This window comes from Pseudoalteromonas sp. S408 (assembly GCF_005886645.1).
Taxonomy (GTDB): domain Bacteria; phylum Pseudomonadota; class Gammaproteobacteria; order Enterobacterales; family Alteromonadaceae; genus Pseudoalteromonas.
On the sequence record NZ_PNDY01000013.1, the window covers coordinates 14,279 to 35,965 of the forward strand.

Genomic DNA, 21,687 nt, shown 5'->3' on the forward strand with positions numbered 1-21,687 from the left:
TATAAATTAGAGCGAAATTAAAACCGATACAAAAAAGCCCCGAAGTACGGGGCTTTTTTAGTATTTTAACGATTATTCAGCTTTGTCATCAACATTTGTTTCATCTTTTTTAGATGATTCTGTTGTTGATTGGCTTTCATCACTAACAGGTTCTTTTACAGAATCTGTTTTTGCTGCTTTGGGCTCATGACGGTCATGAGCATCGCGAGGCTCACGCACTGGCTGACGCGCCATTAAATCATCAATTTGCTTAGCATCAATCGTTTCGTATTTCATCAATGCATCTTTCATTGAATGAAGAATATCAATATTGTCTTTCAGTATTTTTTCGGCACGCTCGTAGTTTCTATCTGAAAATAAACGAACCTCTGCATCAATTACTTTAGCTGTATCATCCGACATGCTCGATGCGCGACTACCGCCACCACCCATGTACATTTCGTTTTGATCTTCAGCGTAAAGTAGTGGTCCTAGTTTTTCGCTTAGACCCCAATGTGTAACCATTTTGCGTGCTATATCTGTTGCACGCTCAATATCGTTACTCGCACCGGTAGTCACTTTATCGGCACCGTAAATAAGGGCTTCAGCAATTCGGCCACCATAGAGGCTAGAGATCATTGACTCTAAAAGCTCTTTAGAATGACTAACACGGTCTTGCTCAGGTAAATACATAGTTACACCTAGCGCACGGCCACGTGGAATGATAGATACCTTATAAACAGGGTCATGTTCTGGCACCATGCGTCCAACAATTGCATGGCCGGCTTCGTGATATGCCGTCATTTCTTTTTCTTGCTCGCTCATCACCATGGTCTTGCGCTCTGCGCCCATCATGATTTTGTCTTTAGCGGCATCAAATTCAGCCATGTTTACAACACGTTTGTTACCACGTGCAGCATAAAGTGCAGCTTCGTTAACTAAGTTAGCTAAATCAGCCCCCGAAAAACCGGGTGTGCCGCGCGCGATTACAGCCGCATCAACGTTATCACCTAGTGGTACTTTACGCATATGTACTTTAATAATTTGTTCACGACCGCGTATATCAGGTAAACCTACTTCTACTTGACGGTCAAAACGACCAGGACGAAGTAATGCTGGGTCTAGTACGTCTGGGCGGTTAGTCGCAGCAATAACAATGATGCCTTCATTACCACCAAAGCCATCCATTTCTACCAGCATTTGGTTTAATGTTTGCTCGCGTTCATCGTTACCGCCGCCCATACCTGCGCCACGTTTACGACCTACTGCATCAATTTCATCAATGAAGATAATACAAGGCGCTGCTTTTTTTGCTTGTTCAAACATGTCACGTACGCGCGATGCACCTACACCTACAAACATTTCTACAAAGTCAGAACCCGAAATTGTGAAAAATGGTACTTTTGCTTCACCCGCAACAGCTTTAGCAAGCAATGTTTTACCAGTACCTGGTGGGCCAACCATTAGTACACCTTTTGGAATACTACCGCCTAATTTTTGGAATTTAGACGGGTCACGCAAAAAATCGACCAATTCGGTAACGTCTTCTTTTGCTTCATCACAACCAGCCACATCAGCGAACGTAGTTTTAATTTGGTCTTCGCTCATTAAACGTGCTTTGCTCTTACCGAATGACATAGCGCCTTTGCCGCCACCGCCTTGCATTTGACGCATGAAGAAAATCCATACACCAATAAGCAGTATCATTGGGAACCAAGAAATAAATATGCTTGCTAAAAATGATTGTTCTTCAGGTTTTACACCTTTCACATTTACATCACTTTTAAGTAAGTCATTTAAAATGTCTTTGTCGTAAATTGGCATAATGGTTTGAAAACGCTCACCATTATTTTTAGTACCGGTGATTGTTCCACTGGTGCTCTCGATTGCCACTTCTTGTATTGAGCCATTTCGGGCATCTTTTACAAACTGACTGTAACTTGTTTGACGGTCGATTTGCTCGCCACCATTAAAGCTCTGAAAGACTGACATAAGCACAACTGCAATGACCAGCCATAATATTAAATTTTTCGCCATATCGCTCAAGGGGTTAACCTCTTGTATCCAATTAATTTAAATTCAACTAAACGCCAAGCAACTGTACTACAGTTTGTATCCAGTCGCTACTATATATACTTCCCGAGAACGGGCACGTGAGGCATCAGGTTTGCGTATTTTCACTGCTTTAAAACTATTACGTACTTCCTGCAAGTATTGATCAAAGCCTTCTCCTTGGAAAACCTTAACAATAAATGCGCCATTTTTCTTTAAAACTTGATTACACATATCTAGCGCAAGCTCGACTAAGTACATGCTTCCAGCTTGGTCCACTGAGTTATTACCACTCATATTCGGTGCCATATCAGAGAGTACCACATCAACATTTTTTCCATCAATGCGTTTTAGTAAAGCATCTAACACGGCTTCTTCGCGAAAATCACCTTGTAAAAAATCTACACCAGCTAAAGAGTCCATAGGTAAAATATCACAAGCAACAACCTGCCCTTTGTCACCTACTTTTTCGGCTAAATACTGTGACCAACTACCTGGGGCTGCCCCTAAATCCACCACAGTCATACCAGGGCGAAGTAACTTATCTCTATTTTGTACTTCATCTAATTTAAAAACCGCTCTTGAACGCCAGCCTTTTTTTTGCGCTTCCTGAACATATTTGTCATCAAAATGTTCTTTCAACCATCGCTGTGAACTGGCTGACTGTTTTTTATTTGTCATAAATTACACGCAACTAATTAGTAATATTCTCTAGATGGCGTTAGAATACCCTTAATTCAAGCCATATTCAGCAAAATTTGTATAAACATGACATTATCAAATAAACAAAAGCAGTTTTTAAAAGGCGAGGCACATAGCCTCAAGCCTGTAGTTTTACTAGGTTCTAACGGTTTAACCGAAGGCGTAGTGATGGAAATTCAAAGTGCATTAGAAATTCACGAATTAATCAAAGTTAAAGTACCGACTGATGATCGTGAAACTAAAGCGCTTATTTTTGAAGCAATCGTTCGTGAAACAGGTGCAACAAAGCTTCAAACAATTGGCCACACAATTGTGCTTTACCGCCAAAGCCCTGAGAAAAAAATTCAACTGCCGCGTAACTAATATACTTTTTGTATAATTTATCGCACTAAATAAAAAAACCAGCTGATAGCTGGTTTTTTTTATAATTTATTTAAACCTGAATTTTCAAAAGTAAAATTCATTTCTAAGTCTTCAAGCAAATATTTTATTTCTGAACTGTGTTCTTTTTGGCTTAACAAAAAGTAGCGTGAAAACTGCATTTCATTCATGGGCGCTACTTCTTCATTTGAAAGCAACACGGCAAGGTCAGGCGTTGTATTACTATGACCAATCACAGCAACTACCCCTTCCAACAACACTATTTGGTTTTTTAAATCTACCAAATCTCTAGCATTGTAAATTTGTATTTGTGAATCAAAATGCGCAGCAAGAGGTGCTGCTGTTTGTAAGGTGCGTTTATAGTTACTACTAAATACATGAACCCTATCGTATTGTTTAAATAATGAAACTAAATGCTGAGCCCGCTTATTGCCTTGTTGTGTGAGCTCCGGGTCTTTTCCCGCTAATTTTTCACTATGGCGAAAAAGGTATATTTTTTCTGGAGCCGAAAATACATAGTGGCTTTTAAATAAAACTGCACATAATAAAATAAAAACACCCTGTTTTATTTTCATACCTTCTGCTCACGTTTGTACTTTAATAACCGATTAATAAACTCGGTTGTTAATTCATTAATTAACCCAGTTTCAGCGTTTAACACCAAGCTAAAGCCAATATTTAAATGGGGAAATACCACTAAGTCGCTTCTGTATCCTTGTACCCAGCCACTGTGGTAATACAAGGTTTCATTGTCGTAATTGTATACTCGCCAACCTAAACCGTAATAAGCTTCGTTAAGTTGTTTTTTCCATACCCTGCGGTACATTTCTTTTTTCGTGCGTGTGTATGGCCGAGTTTGTTTAGACAATGCATCAAGTGATAACACTTCAGGGTAGTGACCTAATTGCGCCTTTAACCAAATAGCCATATCGCTTGCACTGGCGTTAACCCCCGCAGCAGGCCCAACTTTGTAATAGTTTTTCTTAAGCTTTGCGGTGTACCACCGTTTTTTTCCACGTACGTGCGGTAGTGCATAATTGTTATCAGCTACCATGGCTTCAAAACCCAAGCTGGCATCAATCATTTTGAGTGGCTGAAAAATACCTTCATTTAGCCATTGTGAATAATCTTTATTGGTACTTTTTAAAATAACATCATCAATTAAGCTAAACATGACATTCTGATAACCGTAACATATCCCAGGCTCGCAAATAGGTTTAACTGTCACCAGCTTTTGAACTATATCGGGATAGTCCATCCGCGATTCAATTAAGTTGTCGTACGCATTTGGCACCAAGCCGCTAGAGTGACTCAATAAGTGATAAACTTTTAAATCCTCTTCGTATACTGTGCCTTTAAAATCAGGTAGGTAATCACTGACGTAGTTATCTAATTTTATGAGCCCATCACTAGATAATTTTGCAGCTAGCGAACCTGCAAATGTTTTGGATACTGACGCCAATCTAAAACGAGTATGAACATTAACCTTTTGACCATTTCGGGCTTTAGTGCGCCCAACTCCATGGATGTAATCACTGTTGCCTAAATTAACTATGGAGAGTGCGGCACCAGGTATGCCCTTACTCGCGAGTTTTTTTTCTGCGTAACGGCCATATTTTTTTACAAAACTATCCCAATTTGGGTCTTGCTGCGCTGCAAAACTAACGGTTGCATACACATAACACACTGCAGCTAAGCAATACTTTAAAAGTGGTAAGCGCTTCATTTTTTAATACTTTGTCTTTTTAACTGCGTCTATATGCATAATATCATGAACTTTTCTTTGGACTAACGTACAATACAAAAATTATTGTACTTTTTGTGGGTGTTAAGTATTTATGCGTTTTTTAGTTGTATTACTTTTTGTTTTATTATCATCAGGTTGTGCCATTACCAAACAACCAGCAGAGCCTTTGGCTATGCCGCTAAAGCCAGCACTAAAAACTCAAACATATCAGCTCAAATACCAAACTGAGCATGCTTCACCAAAAGTAAAGTCGGTGCAATTACCTGCGCACAAAGTTTTACAAAATCAAACGGTAAAAATAATTACCGATAAAGCAAGCGTAACCGATACACTGCTTTCACAAATAAGCCAAGCTCTTAACGATAAACAACTTAAAGTCACAAGTAAAAATAACAGTGATTACACGCTTACCATTCAAAAGCTCGACTTAACATTTAAAGAAAACACACAGTACTCACTTGTCACACCAGAAAAAAAATTCCCTCTGTTTAACAGTATTGCAAATCAATACCCAACGCAGCAATGTGCATCTATATTTGCAGAGGTTAACATGCGTTTAACGCACAAAGCTTCTGGTGATGTAGTGTGGTTTGCCACGTCGTCTATAGACAGCGCCAGCTTTCACCGAGAGCCGCTAATTTATAGCTTAAGTGAAGAGCAAAGAATTACAAACGAGTTAGAAGTTGTTGCGTTTATCCACCAGCAAAACACCGAAGAAGCGCGTATGGCGAGAGTGGGTAAAGAAGTGAAAATCCCTGAATATCAAATGCTCTCTAAATTATCTAGCCTAAGCAAATTAAGTGGTCCGTGTAACCGCACAGAAGTGAGTGCGCTTACACCTATGATGCAATTTTACTTAAGCAGTATCCTAATAGATAAGATTAAAGTTCAGTAAAATTAACATTTACTACATTTTTTTACAGATTAAGGGTACACCTTAACAATATACTACACACTATAACATCAAATAATCAGGCTCAATGTGGATGAAACATACCTTACTTAACCATACTACTTTTTGTATTGTCTTGTTTATTTTGAGCCTTATATCGACCTCAACCCAAGCAAGTAATCGCTACTATGCAGATAACACCCTTGAGCCAACTCAAGGCTTTGCATGGGATTGGAGTGCAGGTGCAAGCTACTTTGTAGAAGATACTTACCTAATTGGCACAAATGCCTACGACACCGATTTAGAGCTCGATTTAAGCCTTGCTGTCTCCTACGATCGATTTTATCTCGACTTTGACCATAACCAACTCAGCGGTGGGCTTGTTATCGGTTACAGTATTATTGATAAGTATGATTGGGGCTTGGATATACTGGGCACAAATACGCAAGCTGGCTTTGACGAAAAAGGCCTTGGTTTTTATAACAATGGTGTTATAGCAGAACTTGATGGCATAAAGTCTCGTCGCTATGACTTTGGTGTAGGCCTCAGGCTTACACGCCGATTCGAAAATTCTCAAATTTCATTTGAATACCTTCATGATATTTCTGGCGCTCACAACAGCTGGGTTATTAATACCTTTTTTAGCCAAATTTTACCCTGGCGAAACTGGGAATTTAGATCCGGTGTTGGCGTAAGTGCATACTCAGCTGACTTTACAAATTATTATTTTGGCATTGACCAAGAAGAAGTAGCCGAAAACCGACCCTTTTATGATGCACATGCAAGTACCAGCTTAATATTTGAATTTCATGCAGAATACCCAATAAGCCAAGATTGGGTCTTTTTAGCAGGGTTTCTCTCTACCTGGTTCTCAGCTGAAATCGACGACAGCCCAATTATTTCTCAAGGGTATCAACATAAAGCCAAGGTAGGCCTCCGTTATGTTTTTTAGATGGCTCTGTTTACTAATAATTTTTCCTGCATCAACGTTTGCACAATCGGACGGCGGACAAGATAATTTAACCGCTGTTCCTGATACCTGTGTGGCTCTTCGTGAGGGGCGTGACTGTTACGCTGATGTAGTCATTACTTGGCGCCAACCAATTATTGGTAACTACTGCTTACGCGATGCTACATCTAAATACATTATGCAATGCTGGCTAAAACAGCAGCAAGGCACATTAAATTACGCGTTTGACTCTAAGCAAAGTATCGCTTTTGAATTATTTGATAGTAATACATCACAAATAATTGGCACTGCAGAAGTGAAACTTCAGTGGGTTTATCAAAACAGACAAAAAAAACGTCGCTGGCGATTATTTTAACCACTGTATTAAGGATAATTTATGGATAACTACGGCACTATTTTATTAGTAGAAGACGATATATCATTGGCTCAATGGGTAGCCGAATACCTCACTGAACAAGGCTACACTACGCATGTTTGTCACCGAGGCGATGAAGTTGTCAGTAAAGTAAAAACCTTAAACCCAAACATTGTATTGCTCGACATTATGTTACCAGGTCAAGATGGCATTAGTGTATGTAGAGAACTTCGTAGCTTTTACAATGCGCCAATCATTATGCTGACAGCTCGAAACGAGGAAATGGATGAAGTTATAGGTTTAGAGGTCGGTGCAAGCGATTATATAATGAAACCTGTGCGCCCTCGCGCTTTACTCGCTCGTATAAAAGCTGCACTTCGTCAAAGTAATGAACCCAATAAATCGGCAATAGTAGAAAGCACAATTTCGGTCGGTTCGCTTAATATTAATACCGAATCAAGAAACGTAAAATTCAACGATCAAGATGTAAATATTTCCAGTGCGGAATATTTACTCCTGCATTATTTGGCAAGTAATGCAGGGCAAGTTGTATCACGTGACGCTGTTTTTAAAGCAACTAAAGGACGAGAATACGACGGACTTGATAGAAGTGTTGATGTGCTTATCTCTGCACTTAGAAAAAAATTTAACGACGATCCACAAAACCCTGAAAAAATTAAAACAATTTGGGGCCGTGGTTACTTGCTTGTCTCTACCGCATGGTAACTTACAGCTGTATGTTTAAATGAAAAAGTTTTACATATCACTGCTTGGCAGCGCGCTTTTATCTATAGTGGTTTTAGGCTGGCTAATAGACGCCTTTAGCCAGCAAGCACATACCCCACAAGACGAGTTTAGTGTGCAAAGTAAAATGATGATGGGGTTTAGTAAGCAACTGGCAAATGTTCCCACTTCCGAGCGTGGCGCATATGTTAAACAGTTAGCTAAAGAATTTGAGCTATCAATAGATTACAAACCAAACGAATCGCTTGCCTTACCCCCTTCGTTATTGCTTCAAATGCATGCTGTTGGTGGGTTGATTTTAGAAGATCAGCAAGGCTTTTATATGCTGTATAGCAATCAAGCACTAAACCCCTTTCATATTTCTATGCGACTTAAAAAGAGCGCAGAAGCCGACAAACGAAACGATATATTCTTAACTTTGCTTTTTTATGCTGGGTTATGCATTTTAATGGGGTTCATTATTGCGCCACTAGCAAAGCGACTAAGCGTACTAAATGAGGCTGCTAAACAGTTTGCTTCGGGTAATACACAAGCCAGAATTAAAGCATCTCATTTTACTTATATAAGGGACGTAGAGTTAACGTTTAACCGAATGGCGAGTCAAATTGAAAAGCTTGTTGCTGAAAATAAACTAATGGCGTCAAGTTTATCGCATGATATACGCACTCCTATTGCCTGTCTTCGCTTTGGTTTAGATGCCGCCATAGATACCCATGATGAGAAAAAAATAAAAACCTATTTAGAGCGCATGGAAAACGATTTAGATCATATGGAATCTATGCTTAAAAGCTATTTAGCGTTTGCAACACTTGAACAAAACGCAAATAAACTGACGTACTCTTCAACAAATATCAAGCATTACCTAGAAGATATTTTAGTTCAGCTTGCGCCAAAGTTAGAATCACAAATGCTAAGTGTTGATCTTAATTGCTCAAGTGACATCATTGTGGCCGATCTTCATTGGCTAGCTCGTGCAATTACAAATCTGCTTACCAACGCTTGCGATTTTGCCGAGCAATATATTTATTTAAGCGCAAAGGTTCACGAGCACCAACTTATAATAACAGTTGAAGACGACGGCCCTGGAATTGCTCAAGAAAACTTTAGGAACGTATTTAGCCCCTTTTTTAGAGAAGAAGAACACAGAAACCGCGCAGATAAAAGCTATGGCCTTGGCTTAGCTATTGTTGAAAAAGTAGCAGATTGGCATAACGGCACTATTACTGTTAGCAAAAGTAAGCACTTAGGCGGTGCCTGCTTTACCCTTAATATTACCCAACAGTAAAAGTCGTAAAGTATAAATTACGCAGTGTAATTAACATTTTTAAAACAAAATCAAGCTATTAATTTTAATTAGCTAGTAACATTGACTAAAAACAGCGTATTAATCATGCCGCTGGAAAACTAAATTGTGTGGGATCAGCAAATAAGCACTTTTTATTTTTTTACATTTCCAGTAGATTGTCAGCGCCGTTAAAAAACAGAGAAGTATAATAATATGAGCGCAGTTAGAGGCGAGTTTAGTTCTCGCTTTGGATTTATTATGGCCGCCGCCGGTTCTGCCGTAGGTTTGGGCAATATATGGGGCTTTCCCACACAAACAGCCAGTAATGGCGGTGCCGCATTTTTGGTTGCCTATTTAGTGTTAGCTTTCTTTTTGGCTTATCCTGCGCTAATGGCCGAACTAATGATTGGTCGACACGGCCAAGCCAACGCCGTGGTTTCTTTAACTAAAGTGTCCAATAAACCTTGGCAAAAACACTTTGCATTTATTGTCGGCTTTGGGGGTATTTTATGTGCCGGCTTTATACTTAGTTTTTATGCTATTGTTGCCGGCTGGATGCTCAGTGCAACAGCCCAACCTATTGCTACCTTGGCTGGAGCAGACGCTGCATCTTTGTGGCTAAGCGAACAGTCACTCACTCGCAACATTATATTTACCCTTGTTTTTATTGTTTTAACGATAGCAATCATTAGCCGTGGTGTTGAAAACGGTATCGAAAAATGGTCAAAGCGCTTGATGCCGGCTTTATTGGGCATTTTATTTTTATTAATTGCTTATGTAATGACACAAGAGGGTGCAATGGAAGGGTTAAAAGCCTACTTGCTACCTGACTTTTCATCTATTTTTGACACCCAGTTAATTGTTAGCGCCTTAGGCCAAGCCTTTTTCTCATTATCACTTGGTACAAGCGTTATGATTATATACGGCTCGTATATTAGTAAAAAAGAAAACCTAGTGTCTCTAGGTGCATACGTAACATTAATTGATGTGTTTATCGCGTTTGTTGCTGGTTTACTTATTATTCCAGCTATGTATGTAGCTCAAGCTCAGGGCGTTGAGATATTTTCAGCCAGCGGCAAGTTACTCTCAGAAGATACTTTGGTATTTCAGGTACTTCCCGCTTTATTTGATGGCATGGGCAGTGTAGGTTTATTTGTTGGCTTTGCATTTTTTGCCCTGATGAGCATAGCAGCGCTAACGTCCTCTATTTCAATGCTAGAAGCCCCTGTATCTTATAGCGTTGAACGCTTTGCGATGAAGCGAATTCAAGCTACATGGTTAATCGGCGTCTTAATAGCCGTCGTTAGTATTACGATTGTATGTAACCTAGGCACCTTATTTGGCTTTGTAATTACTTTAACAACAAAAGTTGCACAGCCTTTGCTTGGCTTAATGTGTTGTATTTTTGTAGGTTGGATTTGGTACAGAAACTCATTATTACAAGCTATTCAAGAAGGTAACCCAGAAGTACACAACAGCTTATTTTGGAAAGTATGGCCTTGGTACACCAAATTTGTTTGCCCTATTGTTATAGGCGCCGTGTTCGTGCATTCAATATTAAGCTAGCAACACACTATAAAAAAGCCCACTTTTTGGGCTTTTTTATAGTGACTCACAACATTACGTTTTGAGCTTTTCAATTGTTAGCAGCATATCCTGGTGAGGTATACCGTCTTCTAAGTAGGCCTCCCCTATACACTTAAAACCAAATGAACGATAAAAATCTAACAAGTAGGTTTGCGCACCTATCACTATATCGCGTTCGGGCCAGTGCAATGTACAACACGCTATTGCCTTTTCAACCAGCTTATTCGCAATCCCCTTACCTCGGTGCTGATCGTTAACTAAAACACGCCCAATTGCACTGTACTGGTCATTTTTCTCATAGCAACGGGCATAGCTCATTAACTGCATATTATCCAAGGTATAGATATGCTGAGTTGTTTTAAAAATATCAACATCGTCTAACTCAGGGTAAGGGCAATTTTGTTCTACAACAAATACGTCTACACGACCTCTCATAATTGCAAACAAAGTATGGGGGGTCAGATTTTCAAATGGCTCACAGTTAAAATGCATGGCAATCCTTAAACAAAAACCCAGCTAAAGCTGGGTTTGATATCGCTATAATACTAAAATGAACAATAAAAATTATATTCACCGCTTAACGCTATGCTAAGCGTTAAGCAAATAAACGCTCTAACTGATCACATAACTGAGACAGATTCACATGGTCATGTTCAATGGTTACATCAATATATCCATCGCCTCTAAATGCACGGTCAAGCTCAATTAAAACGTGAGTTTTATGTGCTTCTGGCACAAATGACAACTCGATTTCTTGAATCCCAAACAAGCTTCTGCTGTTAGGTTTATATTCAAGCTCTTGGTAACACCCAGAAACAGACGCAAATGTAGAGGCACGTAAAAAACCTTTTTCAACATCGGCTTTAGATAAACTAAAACCTAATTTATCCATTGCCTGCATGCACGTTTTAACGGCTTCATTTGGGTAAATATGAAGATGATCTTTGTCTGTTGGATCTAATGCTAAATCAATGTCCAGCCCAGTTTCTAACCAAACATGAGACTGATTGTAACCCGCATTAATTTCAGTGATCGGTGTTTCTGAATGCAGACGCGCTTCAAAAGGTATGCTTTTTACGTCACCTGGCTCCAACTTACCTAAATCTGTAATTCGCCATTGATCAATCACATGGTTGGTAAAATAATCACCGTCATCACCAGCTACTTTTACGCGGGTCATTAGCAATAAATCTAAGCCTGCAATTTCTTGGCTAACGTCACCTGCTGTAATAACAATATTAGCGTTAAAAAGCTGTCCTGGTTGTAGATGTTCAGTTTCTAAAATAGTATCCACTTTTGCTGCACCAATACCAACCGATGCTAAAATCTTTTTAAACATATAATTCTCCTTAAGCTGAGCCGCTCTTAAATATGCCCTAACTTAAATGTTTTCGTTATCTCATCTTAACCATAATTAAAAGCCGTTGTCAGTTTAAAAGTAGGATTTAAATGCTTTTAAAGGTTAAATATGCATAATTTGTGCGTTTATTATCCAAACAAAGTCCTAAAAGCGACTAAATAAACAAAGCTCAAGTGGTATATTTAATTTTCATTAATCGTTGTTTTTAGCTACACTGCAATACCAAATGATGTAATTTTAAGTATTATGGAACTAATTTACTTTGCTACCGCATTTGTGTGTGGTTTTGCCGTTTATCAATTAAAACTCCCCCCACTTATTGGCTTTTTGCTGGCTGGCTTTGCGCTAAACCTCGCAGGTTACAAAAGCACAGATCTACTTGATACAATTGCCGCATTGGGCGTTACTTTATTGCTGTTCAGTATTGGCTTAAAACTTAAAGTAAAAAGCTTAATAAAACCCCAAGTGTGGGCACCCGCTACCCTTCATATTATTTTTAGCAGCGCTATTTTTAGCGGTTTTATGTTGTTATTAGGTATTTTTGCTCTGCCTCTTTTTGTTGATTTAAGTTGGCAGAGTGCCTTATTGGTCGGCTTTGCTCTTAGCTTTTCAAGCACAGTATTTGCTGTAAAAGTACTTGAAGAGCGCGGTGAAATGGCAAGCCTACACGGTAAAATCGCTATTGGTATACTTGTAATGCAAGATATTTTTGCGGTTATATTTTTAGCAATTAGTACAGGTAAAGTACCCAACATTTGGGCATTAGCTATCATTATTGCCCTGCCTTTAATACGCCCTATTATGTATTTTATGCTTAACCGCTCTAAACATGGTGAACTACTTCCCTTGTTTGGCTTCTTTTTTGCGCTTGTTGCTGGTTATAACGCATTTGAATTTGCAGGTCTCAAAGGTGATTTGGGTGCGCTAATCATAGGCATGATGTTTGCGCCACATAAAAAAGCGGGCGAGTTATCAAAGTCATTACTCAACTTAAAAGATATTTTACTTGTTGGTTTTTTCTTAAGCATTGGTTTAAATGCTCAGCTAACCCTTGATTCGCTCTTTATTGCCATTGTGCTTATTTTTGTACTCCCTATTAAAGTGATTCTTTATTATGTATTTACCAATGCGTTTAAATTGCGTGCACGTACATCGCTACTTACCGCATTTACCTTATCTAACTACAGTGAATTTGGCTTGATTGTGTGCGCCGTTGCAGCTTCAACAGGTATTATTACACCTGAATGGCTAGCCGTTATGGCTATTGCGGTATCTATTACCTTTGTTATTGCCTCACCACTTAACAAACGCTCTAATGAGCTATATGTAAAAATAGAAAGCTGGTTAGTCAAGTTTGAAAGCAAAACACGCCTAGCCGAAGAATTACCAGTAAACCTTAATGATACAAAAATTGTTATTTTTGGCATGGGCCGTATTGGCACCGGTGCATATGAAACAATTAATATGACTCACCCAAATTTAGTAGCAGGTATTGATATTAAACCCGAAGTTGTCGATAAACATATAAGTAGAGGCCGTAAAGTACTGATTGCAGACGCTACCGACCCTGATTTTTGGCAACGTGTAAACCACTCTCACGTTGAAATGGTTATGTTAGCTATGCCGAAGCACATGCAAAATATTTTTGCATTAGAGCAGCTTCAAGCGTCAGGCTACACAGGGCAAGTTACTGCAATTGCAAACTACCCAGACCAACAAAAAGAACTTGAAAATATGGGAGTTCATTCAACCTATAACTTTTACTTAGAAGCAGGAAGTGGTTTTGCTGAACACGTAAAACAAGAATTGTTTGGTGAAAAGTAGTATTTAATGTGTATAAAGGCAAAAAAACAATTTTTTTTATTAGTAAATAAATAAAAAGCAATTGTATTTACATTCCTTTACAAGTGCATACACCACACCTGCAAAAAACAGGTAAACTGTCTTCGTTGGTTAAATATAACCCATGTTAAATACAATCTAGTTAGACTCCAGCTAACAAAAATTGTGTCGGGCGGTTACACCAACAAAAATTCTTAAATCAGAGGGCCTACTCCCTCACTCAATAGGCTGTTTCTTGCCCGTCACAGCCTATTTTATCTCTCTAAAATACCTTACACTCAAATCATTATTACACCACTAAGTAAACCTATGGATCCGGAACAATTAAAAATTGCCATAAACACTAAAATGCCATTTGGAAAATACTCAGGCCGCCCATTATTATTACTTCCAGAGCCCTACTTAGTCTGGTTTAAGCAGCAAGGCTTTCCAGATTCAAAACTTGGCAGCCAATTAGCTATGATGTATGAGGTTAAATTAAATGGCTTGGAGCAAATGTTAATGCCGCTGCTAGAAAAAAAATAAAATTATCCGGAACTATTTTATATATTCACGGTCTATTTAATTGCTACTTGTTGATTTTGGTTTTAACCACAAAAAAGCGCCTTTTGGCGCTTTTTTCATATCTTTTAGTTTTGCTCCAGGGGTAAGCTAATGATGAACTTTGCCCCACCTAAAAACGAGTACTCAATACGATAACTTCCCTGATGCCAAGCAATAATTTTAGCGACTATGGCTAACCCTAGGCCAAATCCACCTGTTTTTTTGTCTCTACTTTTATCGAGCCGTGTAAAAGGCTTAAATACGTTTTCTCGCTCTATTTCAGCAATGCCCCGGCCATCATCTTCAATTACAAACTGTATTTCGTTATGCTGCGTAATGAGTGATATTTTAACCTGGCTGTTGGCGTATTTAATTGCATTACCAATTAAGTTTTGAAAAGCACGCGCCATAAAATGCGGGTCACATTGGTAAATTAAGCTACTTGGCAATACTTCATACAAATTAATTTTCTTGTCAAAATTAAGCTTTTCAACGCTTACTCTTACTAACTCAACCAAATCACTAGGGAGAGGCTGCAAGCTAGGTTGCTGAGAGTCTAGTTTTGCGTAATCGAGCATTTCTGAAACTAGGCTTTCAAGTTCATTAATGTCGCTGTTCATTTTTGCAATGTAGACTTCACTTTTTTCATCTAACAAACGCTCTTTGAGTATTGCCGTTGCAAACTTTAGGCGAGCTAAGGGGGTTCTAAATTCATGAGAAACCGACGAAGTCAGCTCTTGTTGAGCGGTTAATAAAAAGCCAATGCGTTGCTGCATTAAACTGAGTGTTTCAGTAATTGGTAAAAAAAATGATTTAGAGGAGTCAGAAAGTTGAAAGTCTTGAGCACCTTCAACCGCTTCGCATGCATTGCGTAATTTCGAAAAGTCACGCCAAAGTAAAAAGCTCCATAAGCCTACGGGAATACCCACAATAGTGAGCAATAATACGTATGGCCATACCGAAGTCGATACAGGGGTACCTAGCCCTATAGGGCCTACCTGCAAAAGTTCACTGTCATTAAGCGTTATGTACCAAACAACTCGCTGCTGTTTATCATATAAATATAGGTAGTGATGACTATTTAACTGAACCTGCTGTTCTTGAGGTAGCACTAAATCAGCGCGACTGATAACAAGGCTTTTGTAGTGTTCCTTTAATTTTGCTAATCCGTCAGGTGTTTGCGAAAGCAGCCAGAGCGACTGCCCAAACTCGTCATCGAGAAAAACGGTCTGCTGCGATTCATCATATGGCCATAATTGTTCTATAACGCCGCTAACAACGAACAATGAAACCACAATATAAATATATAAACTTGCAAACAGCTTTCCCATTAATGCCTATTAACCTTGTGTTTAAAGATCCCACGCATCAGAAACAAATAAGTAGCCTTGCCCCCATACTGTTTTTATTCTAAATGGTTTGTCGCTGTTGTCACCGAGCTTTTTGCGAATACGCGACACACGAACGTCTACGGTGCGGTCAAGCCCATCATATTGGCGACCGATCATATGTTGGTGTACATGCTCTCTACTAAGCACTTGACCTGCATTTGAGGCTAATAACCAAAGTAATTCAAACTCATGCGACGTTAGCACTATTTCTTTGTCAGAAAGTTGCACTATACGGCTAGTCTTATCAATAATTAAATCACCAAACTGTAACTCTTCACTCGCTTTTGTCACTGTTTGACCACGGCGTAGTAGTGCATTGACTCTTGCGAGTAAAACACGAGGTTCAGCGGGTTTAATAACATAATCATCTGCGCCCAGTTCTAAACCCAAAACTTGGTCAAAATCTTCGCTTTTAGCTGTTAACATTAAAATTGGTAGAGAAAACTTATCGCGCACTTGACGACACACGCTAAATCCATCTTTTCCCGGTAACATAACATCTAGTATCATTAAATCGACGTGATTATTTTCTAAATAACTAAATACTTCATCACCACGTTCTAAAGCTGCGACTTCTAATCCATTATGTTCAAGGTAATCTTTTGTGAGTTGTTGTAAACCAAGATCATCTTCAACAAGTAGAATTTTTGGCATTGATTGCTCCTAAATTAAAAAAAGCTCCATGGTGAACGAAGCCGACGCCTACTTTTTTGTACATGAGTACTTTGTACTTCAACCTGTGCTTTAGCTAATAACACACCAGATTTTGAATTGATTAAGGAGTATATGGTTTCGACCTGAACACGCGCTTTATAATTAAACTCTCCTGCGCGCTGCTGTTGCCAACAATGTATCTTTTTACTCTGTTCATATATACACACATCACCTACCACATCGCCCTGCCATTCAAACGTTAAATCAAGATCGCAAAAGTCCTGAACGTTTGAAATAACACATACTTTAGGTGACACAGTAAATGACGCAGCATGCACACGGCTAAAAGGCATAAGCAGTGGTGCTAAAAATAAAATGACCATTAAATATTTCATATTAAAAAGTGCGTTCTAATCCTAAAAATGCAGTCATTGAATAATCACGCTCTAAAAGTGGGCTGTCATCTATAGCTGAATAGTCATAATAAGCTAAATGAAAACGAACAGAATAGTCACCGCTTAAGGGGAATTTGGCATCAATTTTTGCATAGGGTTGCCAACTGCTACCAACATCTACCTCGCCCAATAAAGTTTCACCGTCTTTAAGGCCATAATAATAAGTATTTAGTTCCGCAGATTTATAATTTAAACCAAACGATGGCTTAATATTTATAGGTCCTAGTTGAGTATGGTATTGCCACTGTAATGCACCGCGAACACCGTTATACACATTTGTCACATCATGTAGTACCTGTACAGAAAATACATGGTGATCATTCACGTAATGATATGCAAGTCCTGCATCTAAGGCTACATGACGTTTATGCAGGTCATTTAAATTAATATTTTTTACTGAAGAGGCCTCTGCTGCCTGCAAATAAAACGGGCTATCTGCACTACTACCTTGCAGCGTAAACACATTATTAGGATGCCAATCTATAAAAAAGCGAGACTCAGTATTGAGCTCGCTAATAATGTTTAAATGGTGCTTAGAAGTTTGCAAAAAAGAATAGCCTAAGCGGCCATTGTCAAAAAACCACTCTTCAGCATAAAACGCTATTTGAGGAATAACGACTAAAGGAACATTGTCGCCACCACGCAAAGGATTAGTGATAACACCCACACCAGCGTTAATACTAAACATTAGCTGGTGAGATTGAACATGCTGCTCTGAGTATTCTTGTTCCGCGTACGTATTTTGCTTGGCATTTAACGTAAAACAAGTGAACAATAAATTTAAACTAAGAATGGTGAGTAGAAAAAAATTAAACCGCATCAGCGTAAATCAGAGCACAAGGTTATTTATTTACGTATGGTAACAAGGTTACCTAAAACTATCTGCAGCTGATTACAATCATTCACACTTTTTATACACAATGTAAAAGTTTAAACCCCTTATAGTGATTATATATCAGGGGCTATTTCAACTCGGTTGCGTCCATGTGTTTTAGCAATATAAAGCGCTCTATCGGCACGCTCAACCAACACAGAGCTTTTTGTAAATGGGCGTAGCATAGCTAATCCAAAACTGGCCGATATAGCACGCTTGTTATTTACATCTTGTTTTTTACGGATAGCCAGTTTCGAAATTTCTAATCGAATACACTCTGCAAAAGCAACCAAGTCATTTATGGTGTCAAAATAGGCGGTAATACAAAACTCTTCTCCGCCGTAGCGATAAACTTTCGCTTTTTCAGTTAAATTTTCTTTTACTTTTTTTGCCACTAGCTTAATGACTTCATCGCCTTTTTGGTGACCAAAATCGTCGTTAAATCGCTTAAAGTGATCAATATCAAACATAATAAGTGCAGCAAGTGAACTTTCAGTTGTTTGCTCTGAATATTCACGACAAAAATCAGTTATATCAGAGTCAAATTTACCTCTGTTATAAAAACCGGTTAATGGATCTGTGTCGGCAGCTTCTTTAGAAAGGTTAAGCGCTTCTTTTAAATCTTTGATTTCGTTATATGCAACCGATAGCTTTGTTTGAAACTCGCGGGCTGAGTCTTGCATAGCAATAGACTCATCGGTCAAGCGCTCTACACAACCAAGAATATCGTTAAAAGAGTTAGTATCTATCAGGCTGTTAATTTCGTTTTGTGAGTCAATAAGTGAAGTGCTAAAGCTTTTAGAATGACCCAGTGTAATACTTATATCTTGCTGAATGTTTTCAACCGTATTGTGAAACTTATCCGACATTTCTTGAAAAAGAGCTAAATCTTCATCACTTAAATGCTTATCGAATATTTCTTTTGCTTTACTTTGAGTACATGTTTGGTGCTCTGAAATAACTTGATCTAATTCAATGTTTAAAGACGGTTTATTACCCTGAAAATAGCAATACCAAATAGCATAATTAATAGGTGTTACCGGCATACGGTACTTCACCATCATAGGTACTGCTTTTTTTAAATACTGAGCGGAATGAGAAAGTGATACAGCATTATTCATAAAGAACTCTCAAGCGTCATTTTTATTATTAGCATTCAATGTTAAGTAATAGTAAACCTTTACGCAAGCCATAATAATACTATTTTATGAACTTATTTAACGGTAGATAAATCTAAATCGCTTTTGCGTCTAAAGTTTGTGCAATATTCCATAAAGCACTAATAGCGGGGTCGTTGAGCTCTTTTCTTAAAACCGCCAAGCCAATATCAAAGCCTTCTGGGGCCTGCATTTTTGGTGTAAGTATCTGTACTTTATCTATAAGAGGGCTGTTATCTAATACTATTTTAGGAACCATTGCGACCCCAAATCCCAGACTAACCATAGACACCATTGCCTCATGCCCCGCCACTTGTGCATAAATTTTCCCGTGAATATTGTTTTTTCGCCACCACATCTCTAAGCGTTGGCGAGAAAACCCCTGCTCAGGCACAATAAACTCCAAATCTGAGTAATCAGGCTCCTCACTACAGGATGTTAACTTTTCGGTGATCGTACACTGAACCTTTGGCCCAATAAGCACCAAGGGTGAATGGCCTATATCTACAAAAGCAATTTGGGCGGGTAATTTAGCGGGTTTAGCTGCTATCGCCATAGATTCATGACCATCTAATACACGATTTATAGCAAGCGCAGGGTCGCCCGTATTTAAGGTAATTTCTATATACTGATGCTGCGCTCTGAGTTGCTCCAAAATTTGATGCAAAAAGCTATAAGATGCCGTAACAGAACAATAAATACTGACTTTTCCATAAATATGCTGCTGTGGCTCTTTCACATTAGCTTTGAAGCGTTGCCAATTAGCAAGAGTGGCAGTGGCGTAATCAATAAAAGACTCTCCCTCTTTTGTTAACTTAACACTACGGTTATCCCGCATAAATAGCGCAACACCCACCTCTTCTTCTAGGTGTTTAATATTACGACTTAATGTAGGCGCACTCACATGACAAAGCTCACTTGCCCTAGCAAAGTGCAATGTTTTAGCCAGAGCTAAAAAATATTTTAAATGCTTATGATCCATAGCAACACCAGTATTTCATATTTTGAAATACTTTAATTCAAATATATCATTTTACGCAAGTGGCATTTTTAAATATGGTGTTTACAAGCGCAAAATACAGCGCATCTAACAAACATATTTATAGGACACTAACAATGGCGAATTACTTTAATACTTTACCTTTACGCGAACAATTAGCGCAATTAGCACAATGTGAATTTATGGACGCAAGCGAATTTACAGACGGTGTTAATGCACTTAAAGGTAAAAAACTAGTTATTGTAGGCTGTGGCGCACAAGGCTTAAACCAAGGCCTTAACTTACGTGATTCAGGTTTAGATGTGTCTTACACGTTACGTGATTCAGCTATTGCTGAACGCCGCCAATCATTTTTAAATGCATCTGAAAACGGTTTTACTGTAGGTACTTACCAAGAGCTAATTCCAACCGCCGATGTAGTACTAAATTTAACGCCAGATAAACAACACACAGCAGTCGTTAGTGCCATCATGCCGCTAATGAAGCAAGGCTCTACACTTGCTTACTCACATGGCTTTAATATTGTTGAAGAAGGCATGCAAGTTCGCGAAGATATTACAGTCATCATGGTTGCACCTAAATGCCCGGGTTCTGAAGTACGTGAAGAATACAAACGTGGCTTTGGTGTACCAACACTTATTGCCGTTCACCCAGAAAACGACCCACAAGGTCATGGCCTAGCACAAGCTAAAGCCTACGCTGCTGGGACCGGTGGTGACCGCGCAGGCGTGCTTAAATCGTCATTCATTGCTGAGGTTAAATCTGACCTTATGGGTGAACAAACTATTTTATGTGGCATGTTACAAACGGGTTCTATTTTGTGTTTTGATAAAATGATTGAAAAGGGTATCGATGCAGGTTACGCATCTAAACTAATTCAATTTGGTTGGGAAGTTATCACAGAAGCCCTTAAATACGGCGGTGTTACAAACATGCTTGACCGTTTATCTAACCCAGCAAAAGTAAAAGCATTTGAACTTAGTGAAGAACTAAAAGTAATTATGCGCCCACTGTATAATAAGCATCAAGACGACATTATCGATGGTACATTTTCACGTGTAATGATGGAAGATTGGGCAAACGATGATGCTAACCTTCTAAAATGGCGCGCAGAAACAGCTGAAACTAATTTTGAAAAAACACCCGCTGGTGATGTAGAAATCTCAGAACAAGAATTCTTCGACAACGGTATTTTGATGGTTGCGATGGTTAAAGCAGGTGTTGAACTTGCGTTTGAAACTATGACAGCGGCAGGCATTATTGAAGAGTCAGCATATTACGAGTCACTTCACGAAACACCGCTAATTGCGAATACCATTGCGCGTAAAAAGTTATTTGAAATGAATCGTACTATTTCAGATACCGCTGAATACGGATGTTACCTATACAATCATGCATGTTTACCATTACTTGCCGACTTTATGAAAAACATCGACACCGATGTAATTGGTAAAGGCCTAAGTGAGCAAAGTAACCAAGTAGACAACAAAGCGTTAATTGAAATTAATACAGCGCTTCGTGAGCATCCGGTTGAAAAAGTAGGTGCTAAATTACGTGGCTATATGTCAGCTATGAAAAAAATTGTTTAACGTTACCCTTTAAGTTTCGCTTGTTAGAAACCAAGCTCACATGCTTTGCGTGTGGGCTTTTTTATGGCCTATAGCTTAGTAACAAAAAGGTCTAATTTTATGTCCGTTAGCATTATTTAACTCTAAAT

The 21,687-nt window shown here is 38.8% G+C and carries 22 protein-coding genes; 10 read left to right on the top strand and 12 right to left on the bottom strand.

Translation table 11 applies throughout. From position 1 onward, the window contains the following. Positions 1-72: 72 nt before the first annotated feature. Together ftsH and rlmE are read right to left on the bottom strand one after the other, a co-directional pair. A complete protein-coding gene (ftsH, locus tag CWB62_RS11385) occupies positions 73-2,016 on the bottom strand; it encodes an ATP-dependent zinc metalloprotease FtsH (protein ID WP_138527421.1) in 1,944 nt (647 codons plus the stop codon). 66 nt (positions 2,017-2,082) lie between these two features. Beyond that, positions 2,083-2,712 (bottom strand): 23S rRNA (uridine(2552)-2'-O)-methyltransferase RlmE, encoded by a 630-nt coding sequence (gene rlmE / locus CWB62_RS11390; RefSeq protein WP_006793907.1) that lies wholly within the window; start codon positions 2,710-2,712, stop codon positions 2,083-2,085. Between the two features lie 87 nt (positions 2,713-2,799). Here rlmE and yhbY point away from each other — a divergent pair, with 87 nt between their 5' ends. Next, complete coding sequence (yhbY, locus tag CWB62_RS11395; RefSeq protein ID WP_006793908.1) at positions 2,800-3,096, top strand: ribosome assembly RNA-binding protein YhbY; 297 nt, start codon at positions 2,800-2,802, stop codon at positions 3,094-3,096. A gap of 59 nt (positions 3,097-3,155) precedes the next feature. On the opposite strand, the gene CWB62_RS11400 is transcribed toward yhbY, so the two are convergent. Then, positions 3,156-3,689: a SixA phosphatase family protein gene (locus CWB62_RS11400; protein ID WP_138527422.1), complete on the bottom strand. Its 534-nt coding sequence runs from the start codon at positions 3,687-3,689 to the stop codon at positions 3,156-3,158. Continuing rightward, on the bottom strand, positions 3,686-4,840 hold the full coding sequence (locus tag CWB62_RS11405; protein WP_058404785.1) for a serine hydrolase domain-containing protein: 1,155 nt from the start codon (positions 4,838-4,840) through the stop codon (positions 3,686-3,688). Before CWB62_RS11405 ends, CWB62_RS11400 begins: the two co-directional genes overlap by 4 nt. Before the next feature lie 112 nt (positions 4,841-4,952). On the opposite strand from CWB62_RS11405, the gene CWB62_RS11410 reads away from it, so the two are divergent. From CWB62_RS11410 to CWB62_RS11435, 6 genes are all read left to right on the top strand, one after another. Continuing rightward, a complete protein-coding gene (locus CWB62_RS11410; protein ID WP_138527423.1) occupies positions 4,953-5,756 on the top strand; it encodes a hypothetical protein in 804 nt (267 codons plus the stop codon). Between the two features lie 91 nt (positions 5,757-5,847). Continuing rightward, positions 5,848-6,705, top strand: a complete 858-nt coding sequence (locus tag CWB62_RS11415; protein WP_058404787.1) for a MipA/OmpV family protein — start codon at positions 5,848-5,850, stop codon at positions 6,703-6,705. Beyond that, on the top strand, positions 6,695-7,078 hold the full coding sequence (locus CWB62_RS11420; RefSeq protein ID WP_058404788.1) for a DUF3019 domain-containing protein: 384 nt from the start codon (positions 6,695-6,697) through the stop codon (positions 7,076-7,078). Before CWB62_RS11415 ends, CWB62_RS11420 begins: the two co-directional genes overlap by 11 nt. Positions 7,079-7,099: 21 nt before the next feature. Further along, on the top strand, positions 7,100-7,804 hold the full coding sequence (locus tag CWB62_RS11425; RefSeq protein WP_058404789.1) for a response regulator: 705 nt from the start codon (positions 7,100-7,102) through the stop codon (positions 7,802-7,804). 19 nt (positions 7,805-7,823) lie between these two features. Beyond that, complete coding sequence (locus tag CWB62_RS11430; protein WP_138527424.1) at positions 7,824-9,107, top strand: ATP-binding protein; 1,284 nt, start codon at positions 7,824-7,826, stop codon at positions 9,105-9,107. A gap of 213 nt (positions 9,108-9,320) precedes the next feature. Then, positions 9,321-10,673 carry a sodium-dependent transporter gene (locus tag CWB62_RS11435; RefSeq protein WP_138527425.1) on the top strand — a complete coding sequence of 451 codons (1,353 nt, stop codon included), beginning with the start codon at positions 9,321-9,323 and terminating at the stop codon, positions 10,671-10,673. A 54-nt stretch (positions 10,674-10,727) separates the two neighbouring features. On the opposite strand, the gene CWB62_RS11440 is transcribed toward CWB62_RS11435, so the two are convergent. Together CWB62_RS11440 and CWB62_RS11445 are read right to left on the bottom strand one after the other, a co-directional pair. Next, a complete protein-coding gene (locus tag CWB62_RS11440; RefSeq protein ID WP_138527426.1) occupies positions 10,728-11,186 on the bottom strand; it encodes a GNAT family N-acetyltransferase in 459 nt (152 codons plus the stop codon). A 103-nt stretch (positions 11,187-11,289) separates the two neighbouring features. Then, positions 11,290-12,033, bottom strand: coding sequence for a sporulation protein (locus CWB62_RS11445; protein WP_138527427.1), 744 nt, complete (start codon positions 12,031-12,033; stop codon positions 11,290-11,292). A 267-nt stretch (positions 12,034-12,300) separates the two neighbouring features. Between CWB62_RS11445 and CWB62_RS11450 the strand changes: the two genes are divergently transcribed. Next, entirely contained in the window at positions 12,301-13,878 is a 1,578-nt protein-coding gene (locus CWB62_RS11450) for a cation:proton antiporter domain-containing protein (RefSeq protein WP_058404794.1), read from the top strand. A gap of 327 nt (positions 13,879-14,205) precedes the next feature. Beyond that, positions 14,206-14,421, top strand: coding sequence for a DUF3820 family protein (locus CWB62_RS11455; RefSeq protein ID WP_006793920.1), 216 nt, complete (start codon positions 14,206-14,208; stop codon positions 14,419-14,421). A gap of 104 nt (positions 14,422-14,525) precedes the next feature. Here CWB62_RS11455 and CWB62_RS11460 read toward each other — a convergent pair whose 3' ends face one another. The 6 genes from CWB62_RS11460 to ilvY all read right to left on the bottom strand — a co-directional run bounded on the left by CWB62_RS11460 (position 14,526) and on the right by ilvY (position 19,952). Next, entirely contained in the window at positions 14,526-15,770 is a 1,245-nt protein-coding gene (locus tag CWB62_RS11460) for an ATP-binding protein (protein WP_138527428.1), read from the bottom strand. Positions 15,771-15,791: 21 nt separating this feature from the next. Next, entirely contained in the window at positions 15,792-16,484 is a 693-nt protein-coding gene (locus CWB62_RS11465) for a response regulator (protein ID WP_058404796.1), read from the bottom strand. Positions 16,485-16,498: 14 nt separating this feature from the next. Then, positions 16,499-16,867 carry a DUF3019 domain-containing protein gene (locus tag CWB62_RS11470; RefSeq protein ID WP_138527429.1) on the bottom strand — a complete coding sequence of 123 codons (369 nt, stop codon included), beginning with the start codon at positions 16,865-16,867 and terminating at the stop codon, positions 16,499-16,501. A gap of 13 nt (positions 16,868-16,880) precedes the next feature. After that, complete coding sequence (locus tag CWB62_RS11475; RefSeq protein WP_502704953.1) at positions 16,881-17,714, bottom strand: MipA/OmpV family protein; 834 nt, start codon at positions 17,712-17,714, stop codon at positions 16,881-16,883. A 173-nt stretch (positions 17,715-17,887) separates the two neighbouring features. Next, positions 17,888-18,934 carry a GGDEF domain-containing protein gene (locus CWB62_RS11480; protein ID WP_138527431.1) on the bottom strand — a complete coding sequence of 349 codons (1,047 nt, stop codon included), beginning with the start codon at positions 18,932-18,934 and terminating at the stop codon, positions 17,888-17,890. A gap of 112 nt (positions 18,935-19,046) precedes the next feature. Next, on the bottom strand, positions 19,047-19,952 hold the full coding sequence (gene ilvY, locus CWB62_RS11485; RefSeq protein WP_138527432.1) for an HTH-type transcriptional activator IlvY: 906 nt from the start codon (positions 19,950-19,952) through the stop codon (positions 19,047-19,049). Positions 19,953-20,086: 134 nt separating this feature from the next. On the opposite strand from ilvY, the gene ilvC reads away from it, so the two are divergent. Continuing rightward, a complete protein-coding gene (gene ilvC / locus CWB62_RS11490) occupies positions 20,087-21,559 on the top strand; it encodes a ketol-acid reductoisomerase (protein ID WP_058404797.1) in 1,473 nt (490 codons plus the stop codon). Positions 21,560-21,687 lie beyond the last annotated feature (128 nt).

Excerpts from the sequence above, each read along its gene's own strand:
- ftsH (WP_138527421.1), bottom strand. The coding sequence starts at position 2,016 with ATGGCGAAAAATTTAATATTATGGCTGGTCATTGCAGTTGTGCTTATG.
- rlmE (WP_006793907.1), bottom strand. The coding sequence starts at position 2,712 with ATGACAAATAAAAAACAGTCAGCCAGTTCACAGCGATGGTTGAAAGAA.
- yhbY (WP_006793908.1), top strand. The coding sequence starts at position 2,800 with ATGACATTATCAAATAAACAAAAGCAGTTTTTAAAAGGCGAGGCACAT.
- CWB62_RS11400 (WP_138527422.1), bottom strand. The coding sequence starts at position 3,689 with ATGAAAATAAAACAGGGTGTTTTTATTTTATTATGTGCAGTTTTATTT.
- CWB62_RS11405 (WP_058404785.1), bottom strand. The coding sequence starts at position 4,840 with ATGAAGCGCTTACCACTTTTAAAGTATTGCTTAGCTGCAGTGTGTTAT.
- CWB62_RS11410 (WP_138527423.1), top strand. The coding sequence starts at position 4,953 with ATGCGTTTTTTAGTTGTATTACTTTTTGTTTTATTATCATCAGGTTGT.
- CWB62_RS11415 (WP_058404787.1), top strand. The coding sequence starts at position 5,848 with ATGAAACATACCTTACTTAACCATACTACTTTTTGTATTGTCTTGTTT.
- CWB62_RS11420 (WP_058404788.1), top strand. The coding sequence starts at position 6,695 with ATGTTTTTTAGATGGCTCTGTTTACTAATAATTTTTCCTGCATCAACG.
- CWB62_RS11425 (WP_058404789.1), top strand. The coding sequence starts at position 7,100 with ATGGATAACTACGGCACTATTTTATTAGTAGAAGACGATATATCATTG.
- CWB62_RS11430 (WP_138527424.1), top strand. The coding sequence starts at position 7,824 with ATGAAAAAGTTTTACATATCACTGCTTGGCAGCGCGCTTTTATCTATA.
- CWB62_RS11435 (WP_138527425.1), top strand. The coding sequence starts at position 9,321 with ATGAGCGCAGTTAGAGGCGAGTTTAGTTCTCGCTTTGGATTTATTATG.
- CWB62_RS11440 (WP_138527426.1), bottom strand. The coding sequence starts at position 11,186 with ATGCATTTTAACTGTGAGCCATTTGAAAATCTGACCCCCCATACTTTG.
- CWB62_RS11445 (WP_138527427.1), bottom strand. The coding sequence starts at position 12,033 with ATGTTTAAAAAGATTTTAGCATCGGTTGGTATTGGTGCAGCAAAAGTG.
- CWB62_RS11450 (WP_058404794.1), top strand. The coding sequence starts at position 12,301 with ATGGAACTAATTTACTTTGCTACCGCATTTGTGTGTGGTTTTGCCGTT.
- CWB62_RS11455 (WP_006793920.1), top strand. The coding sequence starts at position 14,206 with ATGGATCCGGAACAATTAAAAATTGCCATAAACACTAAAATGCCATTT.
- CWB62_RS11460 (WP_138527428.1), bottom strand. The coding sequence starts at position 15,770 with ATGGGAAAGCTGTTTGCAAGTTTATATATTTATATTGTGGTTTCATTG.
- CWB62_RS11465 (WP_058404796.1), bottom strand. The coding sequence starts at position 16,484 with ATGCCAAAAATTCTACTTGTTGAAGATGATCTTGGTTTACAACAACTC.
- CWB62_RS11470 (WP_138527429.1), bottom strand. The coding sequence starts at position 16,867 with ATGGTCATTTTATTTTTAGCACCACTGCTTATGCCTTTTAGCCGTGTG.
- CWB62_RS11480 (WP_138527431.1), bottom strand. The coding sequence starts at position 18,934 with ATGAATAATGCTGTATCACTTTCTCATTCCGCTCAGTATTTAAAAAAA.
- ilvY (WP_138527432.1), bottom strand. The coding sequence starts at position 19,952 with ATGGATCATAAGCATTTAAAATATTTTTTAGCTCTGGCTAAAACATTG.
- ilvC (WP_058404797.1), top strand. The coding sequence starts at position 20,087 with ATGGCGAATTACTTTAATACTTTACCTTTACGCGAACAATTAGCGCAA.